General features: G+C 60.3%; 18 protein-coding genes and 1 pseudogene. 8 read left to right on the top strand and 11 right to left on the bottom strand.

What is annotated here, in order from left to right:
• Positions 1–133 precede the first annotated feature (133 nt).
• Positions 134–1516, top strand: coding sequence for an allophanate hydrolase (gene atzF, locus V1288_RS09240; protein ID WP_334356740.1), 1383 nt, complete (start codon positions 134–136; stop codon positions 1514–1516).
• On the opposite strand, the gene V1288_RS09235 is transcribed toward atzF, so the two are convergent.
• The 6 genes and pseudogenes from V1288_RS09235 to V1288_RS09210 form a co-directional block, all read right to left on the bottom strand.
• Positions 1513–2238, bottom strand: a complete 726-nt coding sequence (locus V1288_RS09235; protein ID WP_334356739.1) for a Crp/Fnr family transcriptional regulator — start codon at positions 2236–2238, stop codon at positions 1513–1515. The genes atzF and V1288_RS09235 overlap by 4 nt on opposite strands.
• Positions 2239–2306: 68 nt before the next feature.
• Entirely contained in the window at positions 2307–3182 is an 876-nt protein-coding gene (locus tag V1288_RS09230) for an ABC transporter ATP-binding protein (RefSeq protein ID WP_334356738.1), read from the bottom strand.
• The gene (locus V1288_RS09225) at positions 3170–3832 is read right to left on the bottom strand and encodes an ABC transporter permease (RefSeq protein ID WP_334356737.1); all 663 of its coding nucleotides are present in this window, start codon (positions 3830–3832) and stop codon (positions 3170–3172) included. Before V1288_RS09225 ends, V1288_RS09230 begins: the two co-directional genes overlap by 13 nt.
• A 113-nt stretch (positions 3833–3945) precedes the next feature.
• Complete coding sequence (locus V1288_RS09220) at positions 3946–4854, bottom strand: NrtA/SsuA/CpmA family ABC transporter substrate-binding protein (protein ID WP_334356736.1); 909 nt, start codon at positions 4852–4854, stop codon at positions 3946–3948.
• Positions 4855–5282: 428 nt separating this feature from the next.
• Positions 5283–6242, bottom strand: a complete 960-nt coding sequence (locus V1288_RS09215; RefSeq protein ID WP_334356735.1) for a fatty acid desaturase — start codon at positions 6240–6242, stop codon at positions 5283–5285.
• Positions 6243–6435: 193 nt separating this feature from the next.
• A pseudogene (locus V1288_RS09210) lies at positions 6436–6618 on the bottom strand (helix-turn-helix domain-containing protein); the annotation flags it as partial.
• A gap of 39 nt (positions 6619–6657) precedes the next feature.
• Between V1288_RS09210 and V1288_RS09205 the strand changes: the two are divergent.
• The gene (locus V1288_RS09205; protein ID WP_334356734.1) at positions 6658–7023 is read left to right on the top strand and encodes a hypothetical protein; all 366 of its coding nucleotides are present in this window, start codon (positions 6658–6660) and stop codon (positions 7021–7023) included.
• A gap of 648 nt (positions 7024–7671) precedes the next feature.
• Positions 7672–7980, top strand: coding sequence for a hypothetical protein (locus V1288_RS09200; RefSeq protein ID WP_334356733.1), 309 nt, complete (start codon positions 7672–7674; stop codon positions 7978–7980).
• Between the two features lie 4 nt (positions 7981–7984).
• On the opposite strand, the gene V1288_RS09195 is transcribed toward V1288_RS09200, so the two are convergent.
• The gene (locus V1288_RS09195) at positions 7985–8419 is read right to left on the bottom strand and encodes a DUF2721 domain-containing protein (protein ID WP_334356732.1); all 435 of its coding nucleotides are present in this window, start codon (positions 8417–8419) and stop codon (positions 7985–7987) included.
• A gap of 279 nt (positions 8420–8698) precedes the next feature.
• On the opposite strand from V1288_RS09195, the gene V1288_RS09190 reads away from it, so the two are divergent.
• Both V1288_RS09190 and V1288_RS09185 read left to right on the top strand, forming a co-directional pair.
• A complete protein-coding gene (locus V1288_RS09190) occupies positions 8699–9190 on the top strand; it encodes a DUF992 domain-containing protein (protein WP_334356731.1) in 492 nt (163 codons plus the stop codon).
• 5 nt (positions 9191–9195) lie between these two features.
• Positions 9196–10524 (top strand): TAXI family TRAP transporter solute-binding subunit, encoded by a 1329-nt coding sequence (locus tag V1288_RS09185; RefSeq protein ID WP_334356730.1) that lies wholly within the window; start codon positions 9196–9198, stop codon positions 10522–10524.
• 15 nt (positions 10525–10539) lie between these two features.
• On the opposite strand, the gene V1288_RS09180 is transcribed toward V1288_RS09185, so the two are convergent.
• From V1288_RS09180 to V1288_RS09165, 4 genes are all read right to left on the bottom strand, one after another.
• The gene (locus V1288_RS09180) at positions 10540–11607 is read right to left on the bottom strand and encodes a SphA family protein (RefSeq protein ID WP_334361263.1); all 1068 of its coding nucleotides are present in this window, start codon (positions 11605–11607) and stop codon (positions 10540–10542) included.
• Positions 11608–11791: 184 nt separating this feature from the next.
• Complete coding sequence (locus V1288_RS09175; protein WP_334356729.1) at positions 11792–12235, bottom strand: helix-turn-helix domain-containing protein; 444 nt, start codon at positions 12233–12235, stop codon at positions 11792–11794.
• Between the two features lie 146 nt (positions 12236–12381).
• Positions 12382–13023: a response regulator transcription factor gene (locus V1288_RS09170; RefSeq protein WP_334361262.1), complete on the bottom strand. Its 642-nt coding sequence runs from the start codon at positions 13021–13023 to the stop codon at positions 12382–12384.
• A 204-nt stretch (positions 13024–13227) separates the two neighbouring features.
• On the bottom strand, positions 13228–14208 hold the full coding sequence (locus V1288_RS09165; protein WP_334356728.1) for an HlyD family secretion protein: 981 nt from the start codon (positions 14206–14208) through the stop codon (positions 13228–13230).
• Positions 14209–14567: 359 nt separating this feature from the next.
• Here V1288_RS09165 and V1288_RS09160 point away from each other — a divergent pair, with 359 nt between their 5' ends.
• Genes V1288_RS09160 through V1288_RS09150 form a run of 3 tightly spaced genes read left to right on the top strand, consistent with a single transcriptional unit; the run spans position 14568 to position 18266 of the window.
• Positions 14568–15248, top strand: a complete 681-nt coding sequence (locus V1288_RS09160; RefSeq protein WP_442893932.1) for a hypothetical protein — start codon at positions 14568–14570, stop codon at positions 15246–15248.
• The gene (locus V1288_RS09155; protein WP_334356727.1) at positions 15163–16776 is read left to right on the top strand and encodes a DUF1254 domain-containing protein; all 1614 of its coding nucleotides are present in this window, start codon (positions 15163–15165) and stop codon (positions 16774–16776) included. Before V1288_RS09160 ends, V1288_RS09155 begins: the two co-directional genes overlap by 86 nt.
• Before the next feature lie 50 nt (positions 16777–16826).
• Positions 16827–18266, top strand: a complete 1440-nt coding sequence (locus tag V1288_RS09150) for a DUF1254 domain-containing protein (protein WP_334356726.1) — start codon at positions 16827–16829, stop codon at positions 18264–18266.
• Positions 18267–18280 lie beyond the last annotated feature (14 nt).

Below are 18280 nucleotides of genomic sequence, written 5' to 3'. Positions count from 1 at the left end.
CTTGTTCCTCCCGCTCATAACGGTTTGGTTGCAGGTTCGAGTCCCGCCGGTGCGACAGAGGCGCTTAGTTGCTTTCATTGCTGGGCAGCGGCTTCATTATTTATGGGGTCATGCCCCTCAGGAGTTTTATTCCGTGCCGCAAGCTATCTTATCCGCGCAGAGCCGGCCTCTACGTTCGCCTGCCGAGTTAGCCTCCATCATCACAACCGTCTATGAGCGCATCGAACGGGACCGGCGCCGCAACTGCTGGATCTATGTGCGGCCCATGGAAGAAGCGCTCGCGGAGGCTGATGCCCTTGTGCGGCGAGCGGAGGAGGGTGAAGTCCTGCCGCTCCTTGGCGTGCCATTCGGCGTCAAGGACAATATTGACGTTGAGGACATGCCAACGACAGCAGCCTGTCCGTCATTCGAATATGTGGCTGCGCAATCGGCCAGATGCGTCGAGAGATTGACGGCCGCGGGTGCGATCTGTCTTGGCAAAACCAACCTAGATCAATTCGCAACCGGACTGTCCGGCACCCGCTCCCCTTATGGCGCCTGTTCCAGCGCTGCCAACGATCTGTATATTTCCGGCGGTTCGAGTTCCGGTTCGGCTGCTGCTGTAGCATCCGGCCATATTGCCTTCGCTCTCGGCACAGATACCGGCGGCTCGGGCCGGATTCCCGCGGGCTTCAATGGGATCATTGGGATCAAGCCAACCGTCGGCCTCGTCTCATCCCTGGGGCTTGTGCCGAACTGTCCGACGCTCGATTGTCCCTCGATCTTCTGCAATTCCATTGCCGAAGGTCGAATTCTGCTCGGGTTGATCGAAGGATTCGACAACACCGATCCTTTTAGCCGCCCACGGATTGCCTCGTCCTCCCCACTTCCTCGCAAATTCCGGTTCGGCCAGGTCTCTGTCGGTCATTTGAATTCATTCGGTATGCCGGAATGTAATGACCTCTACAGGCAGGCCTGCGCGAGGCTTTCGGGACTGGGAGGTCAAGCCAGACAGATTGACTTCACCCCCTTCGCCGAAGCCGGTGAAATGCTCTTCTCAGGGCCTTGGATTGCTGAACGTTATGCGGCGATCAGTAAGCTCTTGGACTTCGATCATGGAGAACTGCTTGAAGTCACCCGCAACGTGCTGAGCGCAGCTGCCCCGTTTTCCGCCATAGATGCGTTCGCCGCGCAACATCGGCTCTTGAAGCTGCGACGCCAGATCCAATCGCTTTTCGAGGAGATCGATGTCTTGGTGGTACCTACCGCGCCACGCCCCTTCACGATCTCGGAGATGATGGAAGATCCTATCACGCTCAATAGTCGCCTCGGTTTTTACTCCTATTTTGCCAATCTCGTGGACTTGTGCGCGGTGGCAGTTCCCAACGCAACGCTCGGCAACGGCATGCCAATGGGCATCACTTTGCTAGCGCCTGCGTGGCGTGACCATGCTCTTCTCGACCTTGCCGAGCGATGGCTGCCCGATGCGAAGGCAGCACTGTTCGATCCAAAAGTTTATCCGAAGGCCGCGCCTTAGACGACTTCGAGATCGAGAGCGCGTAGATTGAGGATCACAATCAAGCCTCGGTGGTAACGGATGACGCCCCTTGCCTGCAGGCGGGAAAGCTGCACCGTAACCCATTGGCGGGTTGAGCCGATCAGATTGGCGAGATCACCATGCGTGAACGGGATCCCGATCACGATCTCACGACCTTGCTGCGAGCCGTAGATATTCGAGAGAAACACCAACAGACGGTGCAACCGCTCGGTAACCGAGCGGGTCCCCAGCATTTGCGCCATGGCCGAGTAGCACCTTGCCTTGAACGCGAGTGCATCCAGGAGCGCGACCGCGATGCTGGCCGATTGAAGCGCTAGCGCGCGCAGGGCTGGGCCGGGCAAAAACGTCACCTGGCTCCGCTCCACCGCAACCGAAGACCATACGTGGGCACCGGTACCGAACAGATCCGGGCCGCCGACGAAATTGCCAGCGAACCAGTAGGCCAGCGTCACCTCACGTCCGGAAGGAGCCGCGTAGTAGCTGCGAATACGCCCCTCTTCGATCAGATAAATGCCGTTCTGCAGGTCGCCCTGCCGCCAGATATGCTTGCCTGCCTGCAGGACCTCCTCGCGACCGATGGCGAGGATACGACGCCGGTCAGCCTCACACAACGGATCCAACAAGCCGGGCAGCGACCCGACCAGAGCATCCGACCCCGCCAGCATGATGCTGGTCGTATTCCTGAGACTTGCCGCTGACATCTGCTCGCTCCCCTTGCCGCCGCAAGGAAAACCATTCAAGAGCCATGCCAAACGATGTCGTCAGGCGCCTACGTCCTGATTTCCAGTTGCTCGAAGGCCCTGCGGCCTTCCGAGCGGATCAGGTCAAGGCAATCCCGCTTGAGGGCGAGATAGGCAGCCTCCGCAACGATGGCGCTGGAGCGCGGTCGCGGCAGGCTCACCTGAAGATCTTTGAGGATGCGGCCTGGTCCGGCGCTCATGATCAGCACGCGGTCAGAGAGAAGGATCGCTTCATCGATGTCGTGTGTGACGAAGACGATTGTTGCGTTGATCCGCTCGCGGAGTTCGAGCAGATTGTCCTGCATGACCGCCCGGGTCTGCGCATCCAGCGCTCCGAAAGGCTCGTCCATCAACAGCACGCGCGGCTGATTGGCGAGGGCACGGGCAATCGCAACCCGCTGCTGCATGCCTCCCGATAGCGTGTGCGGATATGCCGACGCAAATTTGGTCAGTCCGATCATCTCGATGAGGTCGTCGGCAGTCCGCAGCGCCTCCGCTTTCGGCTTGCCGAGGGCCCGCGGCCCGTGCGCGATGTTCCGGCGCACCGATTTCCACGGAAACAGATGTGGCTGCTGGAAGACCATCCCGATCTCGGGCCGTGGCGCGAGCATTGCTTCGCCGGCTATGAGGACTTGGCCTTCGAATGGCCGCTCGAGGCCGGCCATCGCATTCAGGAGCGTGGACTTGCCACAGCCGGATGGACCGACGATCGAGACGAATTCCCCCTGGGCTACCGCCAAGGATACGCGGTCGACCGCGATGACCTGTCCGCTCGGCGCATCGAAGACGATGCTCAAGTCCTCGACCCGGATGATCGCCTGACGCGCCGGGGCGGAAGGCGAGTACGTATCCACGAGCCTGAGCGGCTGTTCTGGACGAAGCAGGCTCGGGGTCATCGCCACCACACGGCTCGTTCGGCAAGAATCGCGAAGGAACGGTCGGCGACGAAGGAAAGCAGCCCGAGAGCCGCCAACCCGCCCATAACCTGACCCGTTTGCATGTTCTGTTGCGCAATTTCGATACGGTAGACGATACCGGCGAACGCTCCCGCCAACTCCGCGGCAACCAGCGTGTAGAAAGAGATACTCACCGCGGTCCGAAGACCGACTGTGACATAGGGCAGCGCGCCAAGAAGGACGATCTCCCACAGCATCTGCGGTTGCGGCGTGCCGAGCATCTGGGCGGCACGGATAAGTCCGCGGTCGACTTTCTGCACCCCTATGTGGGTCGCGAGCCATACCGTGAAGAACACGCCCCAAACGACCAGGAAGAGCTTGCCTGTCTCCGAGAGGCCAAACCAAAGGATGACGATCGGCACGAAGGCGATGGGAGGAATTGGACGAAGGATGTGAAACAAGGGTGAAAGCAGGCTGGACACCAGCCGGAACCGGCCAGTCAGGACGCCGAGCACGATCCCGCCCGCGGCCCCGATCGCAAATCCCGCGGCCACGCGCGAGAGGCTCGCCATCAGGTCGCCGAAAAACTGTCCACTGCGGATCCATTCGAGAACGGCGACAGCGACGGTCGTTGGCGGCGGAAACAGCACGGCGTTCACGATGCCGGAGCGCGCAACCAGTTCCCACACGCCTGTGAAGGCGGGCACGGAGAGAACGGCGACCAGTACGCTCAGCCGTGCGGTCGCGCTCGCGCTGCTGCATCCCCCGACGCTCACGGGCGCGGCTCCAGTGTGACGCGAGCTGGATCGAGCGCCTTCAGCGGCGCCGTCACCAAGACTTTCGAGAAATCGGGCATGCTCGCTCCAGGGGGATGATTGCCGGTCTCGAGCCGCCAGGTGGCATGGGTTTTCAGAGTCGCGAGAAGCTTGTCGTCGAGGCGCACATGGTAAACATAGTCCGGCCAGATCGCAGCCAATTCGTCGCGTTTCATCCCGGTCGCTGCGGCGATGACGTCTATCGCTTCATCCGGATGCGCCTTGAGCCAGCCCTCGGCTTCGATGAGGGACGCCAGGAACTTACTGACGATCGCCGGGTTGGCCGCGAGGTAAGACTGCGTAACGACAATATTGAAGGTCTCCGAGTAGAGACCTTTGGTCTCAAGTGGGATCGCGCCTTCGCCAAGAGCCTTCTTCGCATTCGCGACGTGCGGCTCCCAGGTATCGAACGCGTCGATGCTGCCGGCCGCCATGGCGGGAAGCATCTCCTGAGGTCGCAGGTTGACGAGCGTCACGTCCTTCGACGTCAGGCCCGCCGCTTTCAACAGAACCGACGTGTAAACTTCGCTGCCGGTTCCGGCCGTAAAGGCGATTCGCTTTCCACGCAGATCGGCCGTCGTCTTGATCCCAGCAGAAGCCGCGGTCATGGTCTTGAGATCCGAATATTCCATCCCCGCCACGAAGGCGATCGGCTGTTGCGCCATCGCGGCCGCCGTGACCGGCGCCTCGGCGGTTGTCGCGATATCCGCCCCTCCCCCAAGCACGGTATCGAGGCACTGCTTCCCGCTGGTGAAATTGGAGACCGAGATGTCGAGCCCCTGCTTGGCGAAAATGCCCTTCGCATTGGCGACGATCGTCAGTCCCGAGATCGGCCCAAGATTCTGGGCGAGCCGCGCCTTCAGCAATTCTTCGGCTGTCGCGCGCTCGGGCGTCGCAAACAGGAAGGACGCAGATAGGACGAACGCGGCAGAGCGAAGAGCGGTTGTCGATCGCATGCCAAACCCCTGTGATGCCGGCGATCGGAGTGATCACCGTGACGAGAGGGTCGTCTGAAGACGGGAGACCGTGAAGCAATTAATCGACAAGGCTCGACGCTGTCCAATTTTTCCGCAAGCAGACCAGCTTCCGACTGTGACCGGGGCAATAAAATTCATCAAGCTGCCCACACCTTGGGCGCATCGTAGCCGAGGCTGATCTGTTCGGGCCCGGAACCGCCTCCTGAGAAACGGAGAAGGCGCCTGGTGCGACCCGCGTTCGCAGCGCGGGCGGCATCTAGGCGCCGCCGGCTGCAGTAACTGCACCCTGCTGGCTTTGATCAAGCCCTGATCCCGATTCAATCAGAACCGATCGGACTTTCGATGCCGTTGCGTGCGCGGCGAAACCAAGCCCACGTCTGCCGCGTCACTGCGATATAGCCCGGGCCCCGGTAGACGATCTGATCGGCGACGATCCCGTTCAGTTTCGGCAGCGCATGGAACGGAATCGAAGGATAGGCATGGTGCTCGACATGATAGGGCATGTTCCATGCAAACCAGCGCACGAACATGGCGGTATAGGTGGTGCGGGTATTCTGGAAGGCGCTGCGCGTGCGATCGCAACCGGTATGTTCGGCAAGGAGATACGGACGCAGAAACAATTGACCGACGATCACGGGGACGACCCAGACCCACAACAGGAACAAGGTGTGCAGCGCGACCGATGGCAGCAGCAGCGCGACGTAGCCTGCCAGATAGAGGCGCGCTTCCCTCACGACAACGTGGCGCTTGCTTTCCGGAATCCAGGGTGACGTGGCATTGCCGGTCAACGCATGGCGAAGCATCAGCCGCGCCCGGAAGGCAACCTGCCGCAAGCCGCTGTAGACGATCACCAGTTGCGCGTCCGAGGTCGGGATCGGAACCGACAGCAGTTCTGGGTCCCTCTTTGGATCCTGCGTATACCGATGATGATCCCAGTGGAACAGGCAGTAATATTCGTAAGGCAAGCCGACCGCGAACGAGGAGAGATGACCGAAGGCGAGATTGAGAGCGCGGCTGCGAAACGCCGTCTTGTGGGCGGTCTCGTGTACCACCATGAACAGGAATGCGACGAAGTAACCTTGGACGACGACCAGCGGCAACGCCCACACGATTCCGTATCGCGACGAGACCAGCCAGATCAGCGCGCCGACAACGACGATGACGCCGTAGTGGCTGGCCGCACGGACCAGACCTCTCCAATTGCACCGCATCGACAACTCGCGCAGCATGGCCGGAACCAGCGGCTTCTCTCCGGTGGCAGTGATGGCATTGCTCATGATCGTAGTCGCCTCTTTCCGGGATCACACGCTTGACCGTGCTCTTGCGGACGTTGGAATTCGTCAAGCGCAGACCGATCTTAGGGAGCGACGCCGCAAATGCAGAAGCAATTAATTTCACGGGCGTTGGCCGCCGGGCATCCCGAGATTTTCGGCCCTCGCTCCACCGCATCGGCCGGCGACGAATCGTCGCCGGCCGCCTCGAGCGATCGCTCAGCGCCTCAAGCCCGTGCGCCTTGTAGCGATCGAAAATCTTGTAGCCGGTCTTGCGGGAGACGCCGAATTCCCGGCACACATCCGTCATGGCCTCCCCGTCCAGCAGGCGGGCAACAAAGCGAAGCCGTTCTTCCATCACCGAACTCGCTTTCCACGGCATCCACACCTCCCGCTTGCAAAAAGCGAAAAAGTGTAACCCATGTGTCCGGTACGAAATGTCACCTATGTCTCGGGCCGCTCAAAGAAGTCCAAGAAACCCCTGCGGCAGAAGGACTTCTCGAAAATGGCAAATCGTAAAACCACACCCGAAGACCACACCCGCCCTCCCGATGGCAAGCACCAGCTTGCTGACCTCGCAACGCTTTTGGGGCTGATGCAGGCCGCTAGCAAGCTCAGTCAGGACCTTGACGCTCTCGCCAATGAAGTCGGCGGGTCATTGGAGAAGATGGCGGACAGGTTTGGCGTGCCCTTCTTCGAGGTCCACAGCACCTACCGCAAGCAAATAGCCCGCCCGAAGGGCAGGAAGGCTCCGAAGGCCCGAAAGCGCCGCAGCGCGGCCGGTTAGTGTGCCGTTCGGGCAAAGGCAGTGCGCTAATCACGTGCTGCCTTCGCTCCGATCCGAAAAATACCGATGCAACCCCTTCAGGCTGCACCGGCAAGTCTGATCCTTCCAGCCTCTATGCGGGCTGATGTTTAGCGAGGAAGCTCTGTCTTCCTCTGCCTCTCCCGGTGACAAGGTACTCAACACCAAGATGTGAATCGGCGCGGGGTCCCGACGCCGGTCGGCACGTTAAGCTATTGATCCAATTTGCGGTGGAGGGGTCACTCTCGGGTGCTTATTCACAGTCAAGAACCAGGCGGCTCAAACCGGCCGCTCTTCGCCGGCTGTGCGTGGGCTGCCTCGTCCACCGAGCGAAAGGATTTCGGAAGCGGCATTGCTGATCACCTTGGTCATGGCGGGGCCTTGTAGTTCAGCCAAATTTCAAGATGTTACGTCGCCCGCTATGCAAAATCGGCAGGTCGCGGAGGTCAAATTATTCGGATGAGAGAAACCAAATTCCGATCTGATAGGGCTCCCAGCCTTCTTTTCGATATCGTGGGAGTCGTCATCCTGTGGTCGGATTTTGCATAGACGAGGCCATGCCTGGACAGACATGATTGGCGAAAGCGGTCTCGTCGTGGCCGTTGAGCCAAACACGAATGAGGAGAAGAGATGCCCATCTCGATTTCAATGATCGTTCTGAGCTCGCAGTTGGTCATGCCGGTGGCTGACAGTGTGCCGAAATTCGATATCGCGCGGAGTTGCAAGCTCGATGTCGCTGCCACCGTTGGCCTCTCCGTTGATCAGTCCCTAAAGAGCTGCATCAATGACGAACAGAAAGCCAAGCAACAACTCGCCAGCCGATGGTCGAAATTTCCTGCGCCAAGCCGGGTGAGCTGTGTCTCGCAAGAGAGCATTGGCGGCACGCCGAGTTACGTCAGTTTACAGACCTGCCTCCAAATGGGACAGTGGGCGCGGTAGCAGCTCAGCCGTAGTGATCATATTCGCTCAGCGCAATCCGGACTTCACGGGCAAAATCAACCAGCGAGATGGTGAACGCGCCGAGCGAAATCATGAAGAAGACGGCGACTCCGCGTTCATGCTGTATCTGAAAGAACGCCGTTACAAAAGCGACGATCACGAGAAGCGTCACCGAGATACTTGCGATCACTGCCCAGAAGATCGCCCGGTTCATCATCGCCGCGCGCTGCATCAGACGCGGCAGATCGGCCTTCAGCCGGCATCGGACCGTATCGTCATCGGGGATCCCGTTCAGGATCACCGTCCGGTCAACGATCCGGTTCAGGCGGGAGATCAGGATAGCGATGAAGGCGCCCAGTGCGCCCAGCAGGAAGGCGGGGGCCGCTGACTGCGAGATAACGTGAGATAGCTGAGTTACGGATGGCGTATCTGTCAACATTGAGCGGGCTTCCGGTTCACGATCAGGCCGCGTCTTTTGGGCCGCCCGACTTGTTCGTCGCACGTAACGCATCATCCGATGGATCGACTATGCAAAATCGGCGTCGTCTGCATTGAGCCGTCGATTCATTGGGACAGATAATCAGCGTGCGCGTCGATCGCGGTCCGATCTTGCATAGGCAGGCGGCTACGCCGGTTCGTATAACTACTCCCGCACATCAGCCCGAGTGGGCTCATCTATAACAGCGAGCGGTGTGAGCCTCGCGGGGAGTGATCGATCATGCCCAGCTATCATTTTGTTCGGGTAATAAGCCTGGCCGCGACGATGCTTCTGGCTCCCGCGTTTGCTTCGGCCCAGCAGCCGCCTCCGGGCGTCCAGGCCGGCATGCTGACCTGTAACCTTGCTCCGAGCATCGGTCTGATTGTCGCCGAGAGGCAGCGCATGAGTTGCAGGTATGCACCCAACGGGGCCTATCCGCCTCAGGACTATAATGGGGTGATGAATACCGTCGGGCTCGAGCTCGGGATCAGCGCAGGTGGAGTGATGGCATGGGGCGTGTTTGCTCCTAGTCACGGAGCCCCGATCGGGGCGTTGGCCGGCGAGTATGTGGGCGCCAGTGGCGACGTTGCGGTCGGGGTAGGGGTCGGAGCCAATGTCCTGTTTGGCGGCTCAAACCGGACGATTGCCCTGCAACCATTATCGGTCGAGGGGCAGGCGGGTTTGAACGTATCGCTGGGCGTGTCGGGCCTCACGCTGGCTTTGGCGCCCTGAACCCGATGGCAAGTCCAGCGATCAACCTGTGGCCGCGATGGCTCAGGATATCGATTGTTGGAGCAGCGACAGCCGCGGCGGTCGGCGGCGGATGGTTCGCGTATCGCTACTTCGCCAAGCCCGTTGTGCTTACGGTGGCCGCCGGGTCGGCGGATGGCGAGGCGCTGGCGCTGATCTCGGCGATATCAGCGCGCCTGACGGCATCGAACTCGCATGTCCGGTTGAAGGTCAGCGATGCCGGTACATCGGCAAAGGCTGCCGAAATGTTGGCCGCGCACAAGGTGGACCTCGCCGTTGTCCGCGGCGACACAGGCGGTCTGGCCGATGCCAGGAGCGTGTTGCTCCTTACCCACGGCGTGGTCTTGATCATGACCCCATCGGCTGCAAGCGCCGACAGTCTGGGCGATCTCCGCAATACGACGATCGGCGTCATCGGCGGAGCGATCAACCAGCCGGCAGTCGAGGCACTGAAGCAGGTGTATCAATTCGACCGCGCCAGGGTCAGTTTTCAGGATGTTACCGTCAACGATGCCGCAGCAGTGCTCGCATCGGGAAAAGTTCACGCTTTGCTGGCCGTCATTCCGCTGACGGAAAAATATCTCGTGAAGGTCAGGCAATTCTTTCAGCAGGAACGCGCCAAGGGATCGGCGCCAAAGCTGATCGAGATCGAATCGGCCGGCGCGGTCGCCGATGTCGCGCAGTACTACGAGAGCTATGACATTCCGAAGGGAACCTTGCGGGGCGCACCGCCGGTCCCCTCCGATGACCTGACGTCGCTGCGCGTTTCGTACTTTCTCGTCGCCAACAAGTCAGTCAACGCCGACGCCATTACCGACCTGACGCAGTCGCTGGTCGATGCGAAGCGGGACCTGCTGTCGCAATTTCCGATACTGGGCCAGGCCGCAGCACCAAGCACGGACGCGGACGCGCTGATCCCGATCCATCCGGGGGCCGCGACCTATTACAATGGCAACCAGCAGAGCTTTCTCGATAGGTATGATGACAAGCTCTATTACGCCTCGCTGCTGCTGGGCACGCTGATCTCCGTCCTCGCGGCAGCCTGGCGCTTCGCCCGATCCGGCACCGGGCCCGAGAGCATGCTGGCGCCGCTCTACGAACTCGGCAACGAAATCAGGAATGCGAAAAGCGAAGCCGAACTTGAGGATATCGAAAAGCGGATTGACGATATCCTGAAGAACGAGCTTGCCAGGAGCGCGAGCGAGAGCGCCGACAGTGCCGAGATGGCCGCGCTAGGCCTCGCGGCCCACAGGCTACAGTATCTGATGAGCCATCGCCGGATGCTGGTCCGTTCGACAGCGGCCTCCCGACAGTAGAATCCGCCTACCGGATTACTTCACAATTCGATGCTTCGTCGGTGTCACGGTGCTGGTCGGCGCCATCGGCGAGATCGAGAACGTCAGCCAGGCATTCCATCCCGACGGTCGGTTCTCCGCCGCGAACTCACCATAGGCTTTCAGGTTGACGTATCCCTGCATGTCGCCGACGGGAAACAGGAAGCCGGCCTGGGGGCCGATGCCGAACACGCGCGAGCGAAAACCTCCGAGGATCGGGTGCTGGCCGAAATCGTCGGTGATCTGCTGGTAGCCATACCCGACGAAACCGACGAAAAACTGCTTGGAGAGGAATTGCGACATTCCCCAGTCGACATGGAAGTCGATTCCGTTCTGGTAGTTGGTGTCGTGATTCTTGAAATTGTAGGTAAGTCCCGCAACGGCCGAAAACTCTTGGCCCGCCGCCGGGTTGAAATAGGTATAGCCACCGCCGCCATCGATGGCGGCATGGCCGATGCCGAGATTGGCAAGGCGGGTTGAGCTGTAGGCGCCGACGGGGATGTCGCCGGTTACATAGGTCATGAAATTGTGCACGCCGGCATTCCACTTCAGCGTTGCCTGCGGGTACAGGTCGCCCACCGACGTGATTGAATCCTGGATGAAGCCGGTTCGGGTCACCGCCAGCGGACCGAGGGCTGCCGTCAGCGTGCCGTCGACACTGGCGCTCGAACGCCCGAACAGGCCGGTGACGCCGATCGCCAGTTGTCCGCCGAGCACCGGCGTTGCGAATGTATAGGTAGGATTGAGCAGAATGAGATCGCCTTGCGCACTCAGACTTGCGTCCAGGCTGACAGCGACGTTGGCGGGGATCCTGCCGATCTGAATCTGCCTGGCTGCGGCCACCGCGCCGGACGCTTCCACGGTGGTATGATAGTAGACTGCAGCCATCGACCAGCCCGGCACGGCGGGGACGGCCGCGAGGCTGCCAAACCGGCCAGGCAGCCAGTACGAAACGCCGCCTTCGTCGGCGCGGGACACGCTCGGAAGGCAAGCCAGTACCGCAATCGCGAGGCAGGCGCCCGAACGAATAAGCGGAGGATTCGATGTTCGTTCGTTGCGTGTCATCTGCATGCCCCTATCGCAAATTTCCGTCCGTCAACTACAGGTTCGCATAGATTGATGCAGTGCTGTCGGCGTTCACTATGCAGAATCGGTCCGCATCGAAAATTCGTCGCAGATGTTGCGTCGATGCCACTTGAACACCGGCCTATGCGCTGTAGCGGGCAGTTGCGATTCCGGCTTCAAGCGCTCAAACAAGAGCTGCCGCCGCGGCCGGAACCACCGATCGCAGGATTTCCGTCCGGCCAGCACGCTGAAGGGTTTGCGACGGGCTTTCTCCGAAAGCTTCGCGGTATTCCACCGAAAATCGGCCTAGCTCCACAAAACCGAACGATATCGCAATCTCCGTGACCGTGGCGGAGCCAACATCCGCCGATAAGAGCGCATGTCTCGCCCGGGACAACCGCAACATTCGAAGCTGCCGGCACGGCGGCACACCGTGGATTTGGTGAAATGCCTTCCGAAGCGTTCGTTCGCTGACGCCGAGAGTGCGACAGAGGGCCGAAATGTGAAGCGACTGATCAGAACCAGTAAGGGCAAGTGATTCGGCCTGTTCGACGAGATCGTAGTAGGCTCTGCACGTCGGGGTGACGAACGAATCCGCCACACCTGAGATCTGGCGATGGATGGTCATTGGACGCCCCATGAACTCGGTAGAATGGCTCGACAGGGCTGACCTCATCACGGAGAGCGGCCGGGCGATATTGTCCTTTGGGGAAGTCGGACAGCCGTTTCACTACCCTCAATTGCGCACGCAATGAGAAGGGCTGGTCGTTGCTGCTAGGCGGAGGAGCCGGGCGAGAGCAGCGGCGTCAACAGCCCCAGGCGCTCTGCAATGGATACCGCCTCTGCGAATGATTGAACCTGCAGCTTCTGCATCACCATGTGCCGGTGAGCCTTCACCGTCCGCTCGGACGTACCCAGCAAATGGGCAATCTGCTTGTTGAGTTTGCCGCGCACCATCAACAGGAACACCTCGTTCTCGCGGGGAGTAAGCGATGCGATCAGGGTCTTGAAGAAGTTAAGCTCGTTCAGGCCTTTTCTTGCCTTGGCGTAGCGAGCTTGCGCGCGTTCGATCGCATCCAGCAGCGTCGCCCTGGAAAGCGGCTTGGCGAGAAAGTCTTCCGCGCCGGCCTTGATGGCGCGGACGCTGGTGGGAATATCGCCGTGGCCGGTCATGAAAATAATAGGCCAGTCATGGGCCGATTTTGCGAGTTCTTCTTGTAATTGCAATCCGTTGAAAGACGGCATTTCGACGTCTAGCAGCACGCAGCCCGGTCTGGCGTCGGCGAGGCCCCGCAAGAAAGTGGCCGCAGAATCATAATCCGCGACCTCGTAGCCCGATACGCTCAATAAACGGGATAGCGCACCGCGAAAGGATGCGTCGTCGTCCACGATATGAATTACAGGCGCTCCTGTCATGGCAGCACGCAATCTTTTACTTTTCGCAAAGGGCGCGTCGCGCAGCATTCACCGGAATGCCAAACCCTTGCAGCAATTCGGAAAAAATCAGATTAGGGAGAATAGCTTTGACGTGCGATATCAGTCAACGACGAGGGTATTGGCCGCGGTTACGCGGCGCACCAAGCAATCTGTGGTAAAGAAGGCACAGATCGGGTTTTCCGGTTACAGATAGGCCGTGTAGGAGCTGACCCAGACCAGGATGGAAGCAAGAAGTCCGATCACGCCTGCATTCGAGGCAAATACCGTGGCGCCGCCGGACATGCCGAGCCGAAGCGAGTCGCGGCTCATCCCATCCGGAACGGAAATCTCTGCAGGGAAGGATGATGTGCCGCCAAGCGCCGTGGTGCGGGCAAGCGTCCCGGAGACAGCAATCTGGCCTTGGCCGATACCTTTGGGAATGGCTGTAACCTTGGCATGATAGATCCGCCCCGGTGCATTGTTGAAGACTATGTCGACGGGTGCCCCGACCTTGATGGTCTGGAAGCCGTTCTGCGAAAACATCCCGACAATTGTAATCTCATTTTCGACGATGAACGACATCGCCGAGCGGGCCTGCAAGGCGCGATCGCCGACAGTAAGCGCTACGACGGTCACGTAGCCGTCGGCAGGGGCGCGCACGGCAGTTTGTGACAACTCCCAATTGGAATTCTCGAGCTGCGCCTGGATTTGCGCCACAGTTGTGTTGATACCGCCTATTTCGGAATCCAGCGCCAGCTTCGCGCTGTGCTGGGTGGCCCTGGCGGCGTTGAGTTGAGCTGAAATCGTTTCGTACTGAACTTGCGTATCCTGTTCCTTGAACTCGGTGTTGGCGCCGCTGGCATAGAGCCGCTGGATGTCATCAAGGCGCTTCGCATTGTATTTCTGTTGCGCCTCCAGCCCGGCAACGTTCGCGGTGGCCTGTTCGTAGTTCGATTTCAGTATCTCGGTCTGTTGCTGTGCCGCGGCGAGCGACGCCTTTAATTGCGCGACCTTGTAGTGAAAGGGGGCTGGATCGATTTGGAAAAGGATGTCTCCCGTTTTCACAGGCACGTTCGGCTTGACGGGAATAGCGACGATCTGTCCGGACACATTGGGTGTCACCTCGACGACGCGGCCGGTAACTGTGACGTTGCCGGATGGCGTGAGATAATTGAACAGCGCCATGAAGGTCGCGAGAATGAACACGCCGATCAGTGTCGAAATCGTTCCCGACAACCAGCCCCAGCGGACCAGCTTGAGCCTGGAAAATATCGCCCACATCGCGAGCACATAAAGGCACAGGATAATAACCACGGGCGGCCCCCTCTCGTTTCGCGGCGCCAACCGCTCATTTGCCGGATGTGCGCCGGAACGCGCTATGCAAAATCGGCTCGCGGCGAGAACTCTTTATTTTCAGATCATCTCAGCAAATTCTTTGCGTCGCCGGTTTTTGCATAGTCGATCGCGCGAAGCCTTCTCATAGTCGTGGACGAGCGTGACCATGCGAGACGTGGTCAATCCCATTCACAACAGGAGAGGCAGACATGAAGCGCGCAAGGCAGGCACAGATTGCGGGACTGCTCGTGGTTTCGGCGTTGATTGGCCCGGGGGCGGCCTTCGGACAGACGGCCCCGGTGCCCCACAACATGAAAACAATCGGTGCAGCTTCAGGGCAAGCCAAGTCCGAGCTCGTGCCGTCGCTGTTCGTGCTTAATTCGCGCGGTGCTACCCTGCAGGGCGACGCGCTGACCCTGACCGGCGTGACACCGAGCTCGATCATCTTCGCGGACCGTCCGGTGCGCGCCGCGGGTCACCAGCCAACCGCGGACGTGATCGCGGAATGGGGATCTGGTGACGACAGCTTTGCCAAGAACCCGCCGAACGCGACCGTGTCGGTACTCGGCAGGGACGGCTCGGTAAAGGACGCCGTTGTGGTGCTGAAGAACCCGAAGCTCGAGGGCGACAAGCTCACCTTCAACGTCCAGGTCCTTGAAGGCGATCTGGCCGGCGCCGACGGCGCGGCCGCGCTCTTCATCGACATCATTGGCCGGCCGTTCACGCCGCTGTCGTTTGCCGGCGTTGCCCGCCGCACGGCGTTCAGGGGCGCGATGTATGCCGGCGCCGTCGGGGCGGCAGCGTATGGCGCGGCTGCGTATTACCACCCGTACGCATACGCGTACCCCCGTCCGGCCTGCGGCTATTACCCATATCCGCCTTGTTACTGAAACGGATGACGACACTGGGAGGCGCGCTTCCCCGTGTTCCATCGACTGGTTCGGCTTCAATGCGCAATCGGGAGTTTTCATCATGCAATCCAGCAGACGATTTTTTGTTCGCGCAGCTCTTGCAAGCAGTTTGGCTGCAGCATCCTGCTTCGCTTTGAGTTTACCTGCGAAAGCCCAGGCGTTAACGCCTGCAGAAGCGCAGCAGATTGCCACCGACGCCTACGTGTACGGCTATTCGCTCATCACAACCGAGGTCACGCGCGTCCAGATGAGCAATGTGCCAAAGGTCGGGGAATTCAGCAGCCCGACCGCACAGTTCGTCAACGTGCCCAAGTACCCACCGGCGGACTACCGCGGCGTTTCCGCGCCCAATGCAGATACGCTGTATTCGGTGACATGGCTCGATCTTAGCGAACCGCAGGTGTTCAGCCATCCCGACATGGGGGACCGGTTCTATTTGTTCGAGGTGACGGACCTGTGGATGTCGGACTCGCAGGAATCGCCCAGCAAACGCACGGCCGACGGGAAGGCCGCAAACTATTTGTTTTCCGACCCGGGCTGGAAGGGCGAAGTACCGGCAGGGATGAAGCACTTCCCGGTCGCGACACGCTACATGGTCATCCTCGGCCGGACCTACGCCGACGGCACCGAACAGGACTACAAAGCCGTCAACGCGCTGCAAGCGCAGTACAAGATCACGCCGCTCTCGTCCTGGGGCAAGCCCTATACCCCGGTGACACCGCCGGTGAATCCCAATCCCGGCTTCAGCATGACCGACAAGCCGCAGACCGTCATTCTTGGGATGGGAACGGAGGGTTATTTCAACCTGATGGCCAAGCTGATGGGCGGTGCCGCGCCACCCGCGACGGAAGATGCGCCGATGCTCGCGCGCATGGCGAAACTCGGCATCGTGCCCGGCAAGCCGTTCGAGCTGAGCAAGCTCGATCCCGCCGTGCAGGCAGCGCTGAAAGACCTTCCGCAGACCGCGCTGAAGAAGATCGAAGCCAACAAGGACAGCATGGGCGAGATCGTCAACGGCTGGATCGTGTCGAAGGGGCTCGGCACCTATGGCCCCGCAGACTACCTGAAGCGCGCCACGGTGGCGGCCTTCGGCTGGCCCGCCAACCAGGAGAAGGACGCGGTCTATCCCTACACCGAGGTCGACTCCGCCGGGCAGAAACTGAACGGCGCAAACAAGTACACGCTGACCTTCGCCAAGGACGCGACGCCGCCGGTCAACGGCTTCTGGTCGATCACCATGTACATGATCGACCAGGGCTGGTGGTTTGTTCCCAACCCGCTGAACAAGTTCACCGTCAGCATGCGCAACAATCCGAAGCCCAATGCCGATGGCTCGCTGACGCTCTACTTCCAGAACGAGTCGCCGGGCGCGGACAAGGAAGCCAATTGGCTCCCGGCTCCGAAGGGCGACTTCCTTCCGATGATACGGATGTACTGGCCGAAGGACAGCGGGCCTTCGATCCTGAACGGCTCGTGGAAACCTCCGGCGGTGAAGAAGGAGAGTTGAACCAGCCGCGAACAACAACTGCACAAATCAACAAACAAGGAGCCGACACCATGTTGACGAAACGCGATCTGCTTCGTTCCGCTGCGATGACTGCGCTCGCCGTCACAACGGCGAAGTCCACCCCGGCAATTGCGCAGAACAAAGCCGATTGGCCCAGGCCGTTAGAGGCCAAGGACATCGCCGAGGCAGGGTTCATCTACGGCCTGCCAATCGTGATGAACTATGCCATCATGTACGAGTACGCGGTCGATCGCAATTCGGGGCAGTTCAAGGCGCCGTTCAACCAGATCAAGAACGAACCCAACGTCTACACCTACAAGGACACGGCAATCGTCACGCCAAACAGCGACACGCCCTATTCCTTCGTGTGGCTGGATTTGCGGGCGGAGCCGGTGGTGCTCTCGGTGCCGGCAATCGACCCGAAGCGCTACTACTCGGTCATGCTCTGCGACGGCAATACCTACAATTACGGGTATATCGGCACCCGAGCCACAGGGAGCGAGGCCGGCGACTACATGGTGGTCGGGCCCGACTGGAAGGGCGACACCCCGGCGGGCATCAAACAGGTGTTTCGTTCGAGCACACAGTTTTCCCTCGCGGGCTATCGCACCCAGCTTTTCGGCCCGGATGACCTCGACAACGTCAAGAAGGTGCAAGCTGGCTACAAGGTGCAGATGCTCTCGACCTATCTGAAGCAGACGCCGCCGCCGGCCGCGCCAACCATCGACTTCCCCAAGATCGACAAGGAACTCGTGAAGACCAACTTCTTCGATTATCTCGACTTCGCGCTGCAATTCGCGCCGGAACAGGGGAATGAGAAGGAGATACGCGCCAAGCTGGCACGCATCGGCGTCGGGCCGGGCAAGACCCTCAACTTCAAGGACCTGCCACTGGAGCATAAGCTGGAGCTTGGCCTCGGCATGAAGGAGGGCCAGCGGAAGGTCGACGAGGCCGTCGCAAATGCCGGCAAGGCGATCAATGGCTGGCGGGTTAGCGGTCTTCCGGGCGATAGCGCCCACTACAATGGCGACTGGTTGAAGCGTGCCGTCGCCGCTCAGGCCGGCATTTATGGCAATGACCCGGCGGAAGCGACCTATCCGTTCACGCGCGTTGACAGCGACGGCCAGACGCTCGACGGCAGCAAGCACAATTACACACTGACCTTCCCGGCGGGACAACTGCCGCCGGTGAACTCCTTCTGGTCGGTGACGATGTATGACGGCAAGAGCCAGCTCCTGATCAAGAACCCGATCAACCGCTACCTCATTAACTCGCCGATGTTGCCCGGCATGAAGAAGAATGAGGATGGCTCGCTCACCCTCTACGTCCAGAAGGACAGCCCCGGCGCGGACAAGGAAGCAAATTGGCTGCCTGCGCCCAATGACACGATCTATCTCGTGATGCGCTTGTACTGGCCGAAGACGGAAGCGCCGTCCATCCTGCCGGCCGGCGAAGGCACCTGGCAGCCGCCCGGCGTCAAGCGGGTTTGACAGACGTCCGAATG

Origin of the sequence: Bradyrhizobium sp. AZCC 2176 (assembly GCF_036924645.1) — a bacterium.
Lineage (GTDB): Bacteria > Pseudomonadota > Alphaproteobacteria > Rhizobiales > Xanthobacteraceae > Bradyrhizobium.
Note: the sequence above shows the minus strand (reverse complement) of the source record. Positions and strands in the feature narration are given on the sequence as shown.

Bases quoted from the DNA above. Each gene is read 5' to 3' on its own strand.
- V1288_RS09200 (WP_334356733.1), top strand. From the start codon at position 7,672: ATGCCCATCTCGATTTCAATGATCGTTCTGAGCTCGCAGTTGGTCATG.
- V1288_RS09170 (WP_334361262.1), bottom strand. From the start codon at position 13,023: ATGACAGGAGCGCCTGTAATTCATATCGTGGACGACGACGCATCCTTT.
- V1288_RS09235 (WP_334356739.1), bottom strand. From the start codon at position 2,238: ATGTCAGCGGCAAGTCTCAGGAATACGACCAGCATCATGCTGGCGGGG.
- V1288_RS09155 (WP_334356727.1), top strand. From the start codon at position 15,163: ATGGCGCGGCTGCGTATTACCACCCGTACGCATACGCGTACCCCCGTC.
- V1288_RS09185 (WP_334356730.1), top strand. From the start codon at position 9,196: ATGGCAAGTCCAGCGATCAACCTGTGGCCGCGATGGCTCAGGATATCG.
- V1288_RS09150 (WP_334356726.1), top strand. From the start codon at position 16,827: ATGTTGACGAAACGCGATCTGCTTCGTTCCGCTGCGATGACTGCGCTC.
- V1288_RS09215 (WP_334356735.1), bottom strand. From the start codon at position 6,242: ATGAGCAATGCCATCACTGCCACCGGAGAGAAGCCGCTGGTTCCGGCC.
- V1288_RS09205 (WP_334356734.1), top strand. From the start codon at position 6,658: ATGTGTCCGGTACGAAATGTCACCTATGTCTCGGGCCGCTCAAAGAAG.
- V1288_RS09180 (WP_334361263.1), bottom strand. From the start codon at position 11,607: ATGACACGCAACGAACGAACATCGAATCCTCCGCTTATTCGTTCGGGC.
- V1288_RS09195 (WP_334356732.1), bottom strand. From the start codon at position 8,419: ATGTTGACAGATACGCCATCCGTAACTCAGCTATCTCACGTTATCTCG.
- V1288_RS09190 (WP_334356731.1), top strand. From the start codon at position 8,699: ATGCCCAGCTATCATTTTGTTCGGGTAATAAGCCTGGCCGCGACGATG.
- V1288_RS09165 (WP_334356728.1), bottom strand. From the start codon at position 14,208: ATGGCGCTGTTCAATTATCTCACGCCATCCGGCAACGTCACAGTTACC.
- V1288_RS09175 (WP_334356729.1), bottom strand. From the start codon at position 12,235: ATGACCATCCATCGCCAGATCTCAGGTGTGGCGGATTCGTTCGTCACC.
- V1288_RS09160 (WP_442893932.1), top strand. From the start codon at position 14,568: ATGAAGCGCGCAAGGCAGGCACAGATTGCGGGACTGCTCGTGGTTTCG.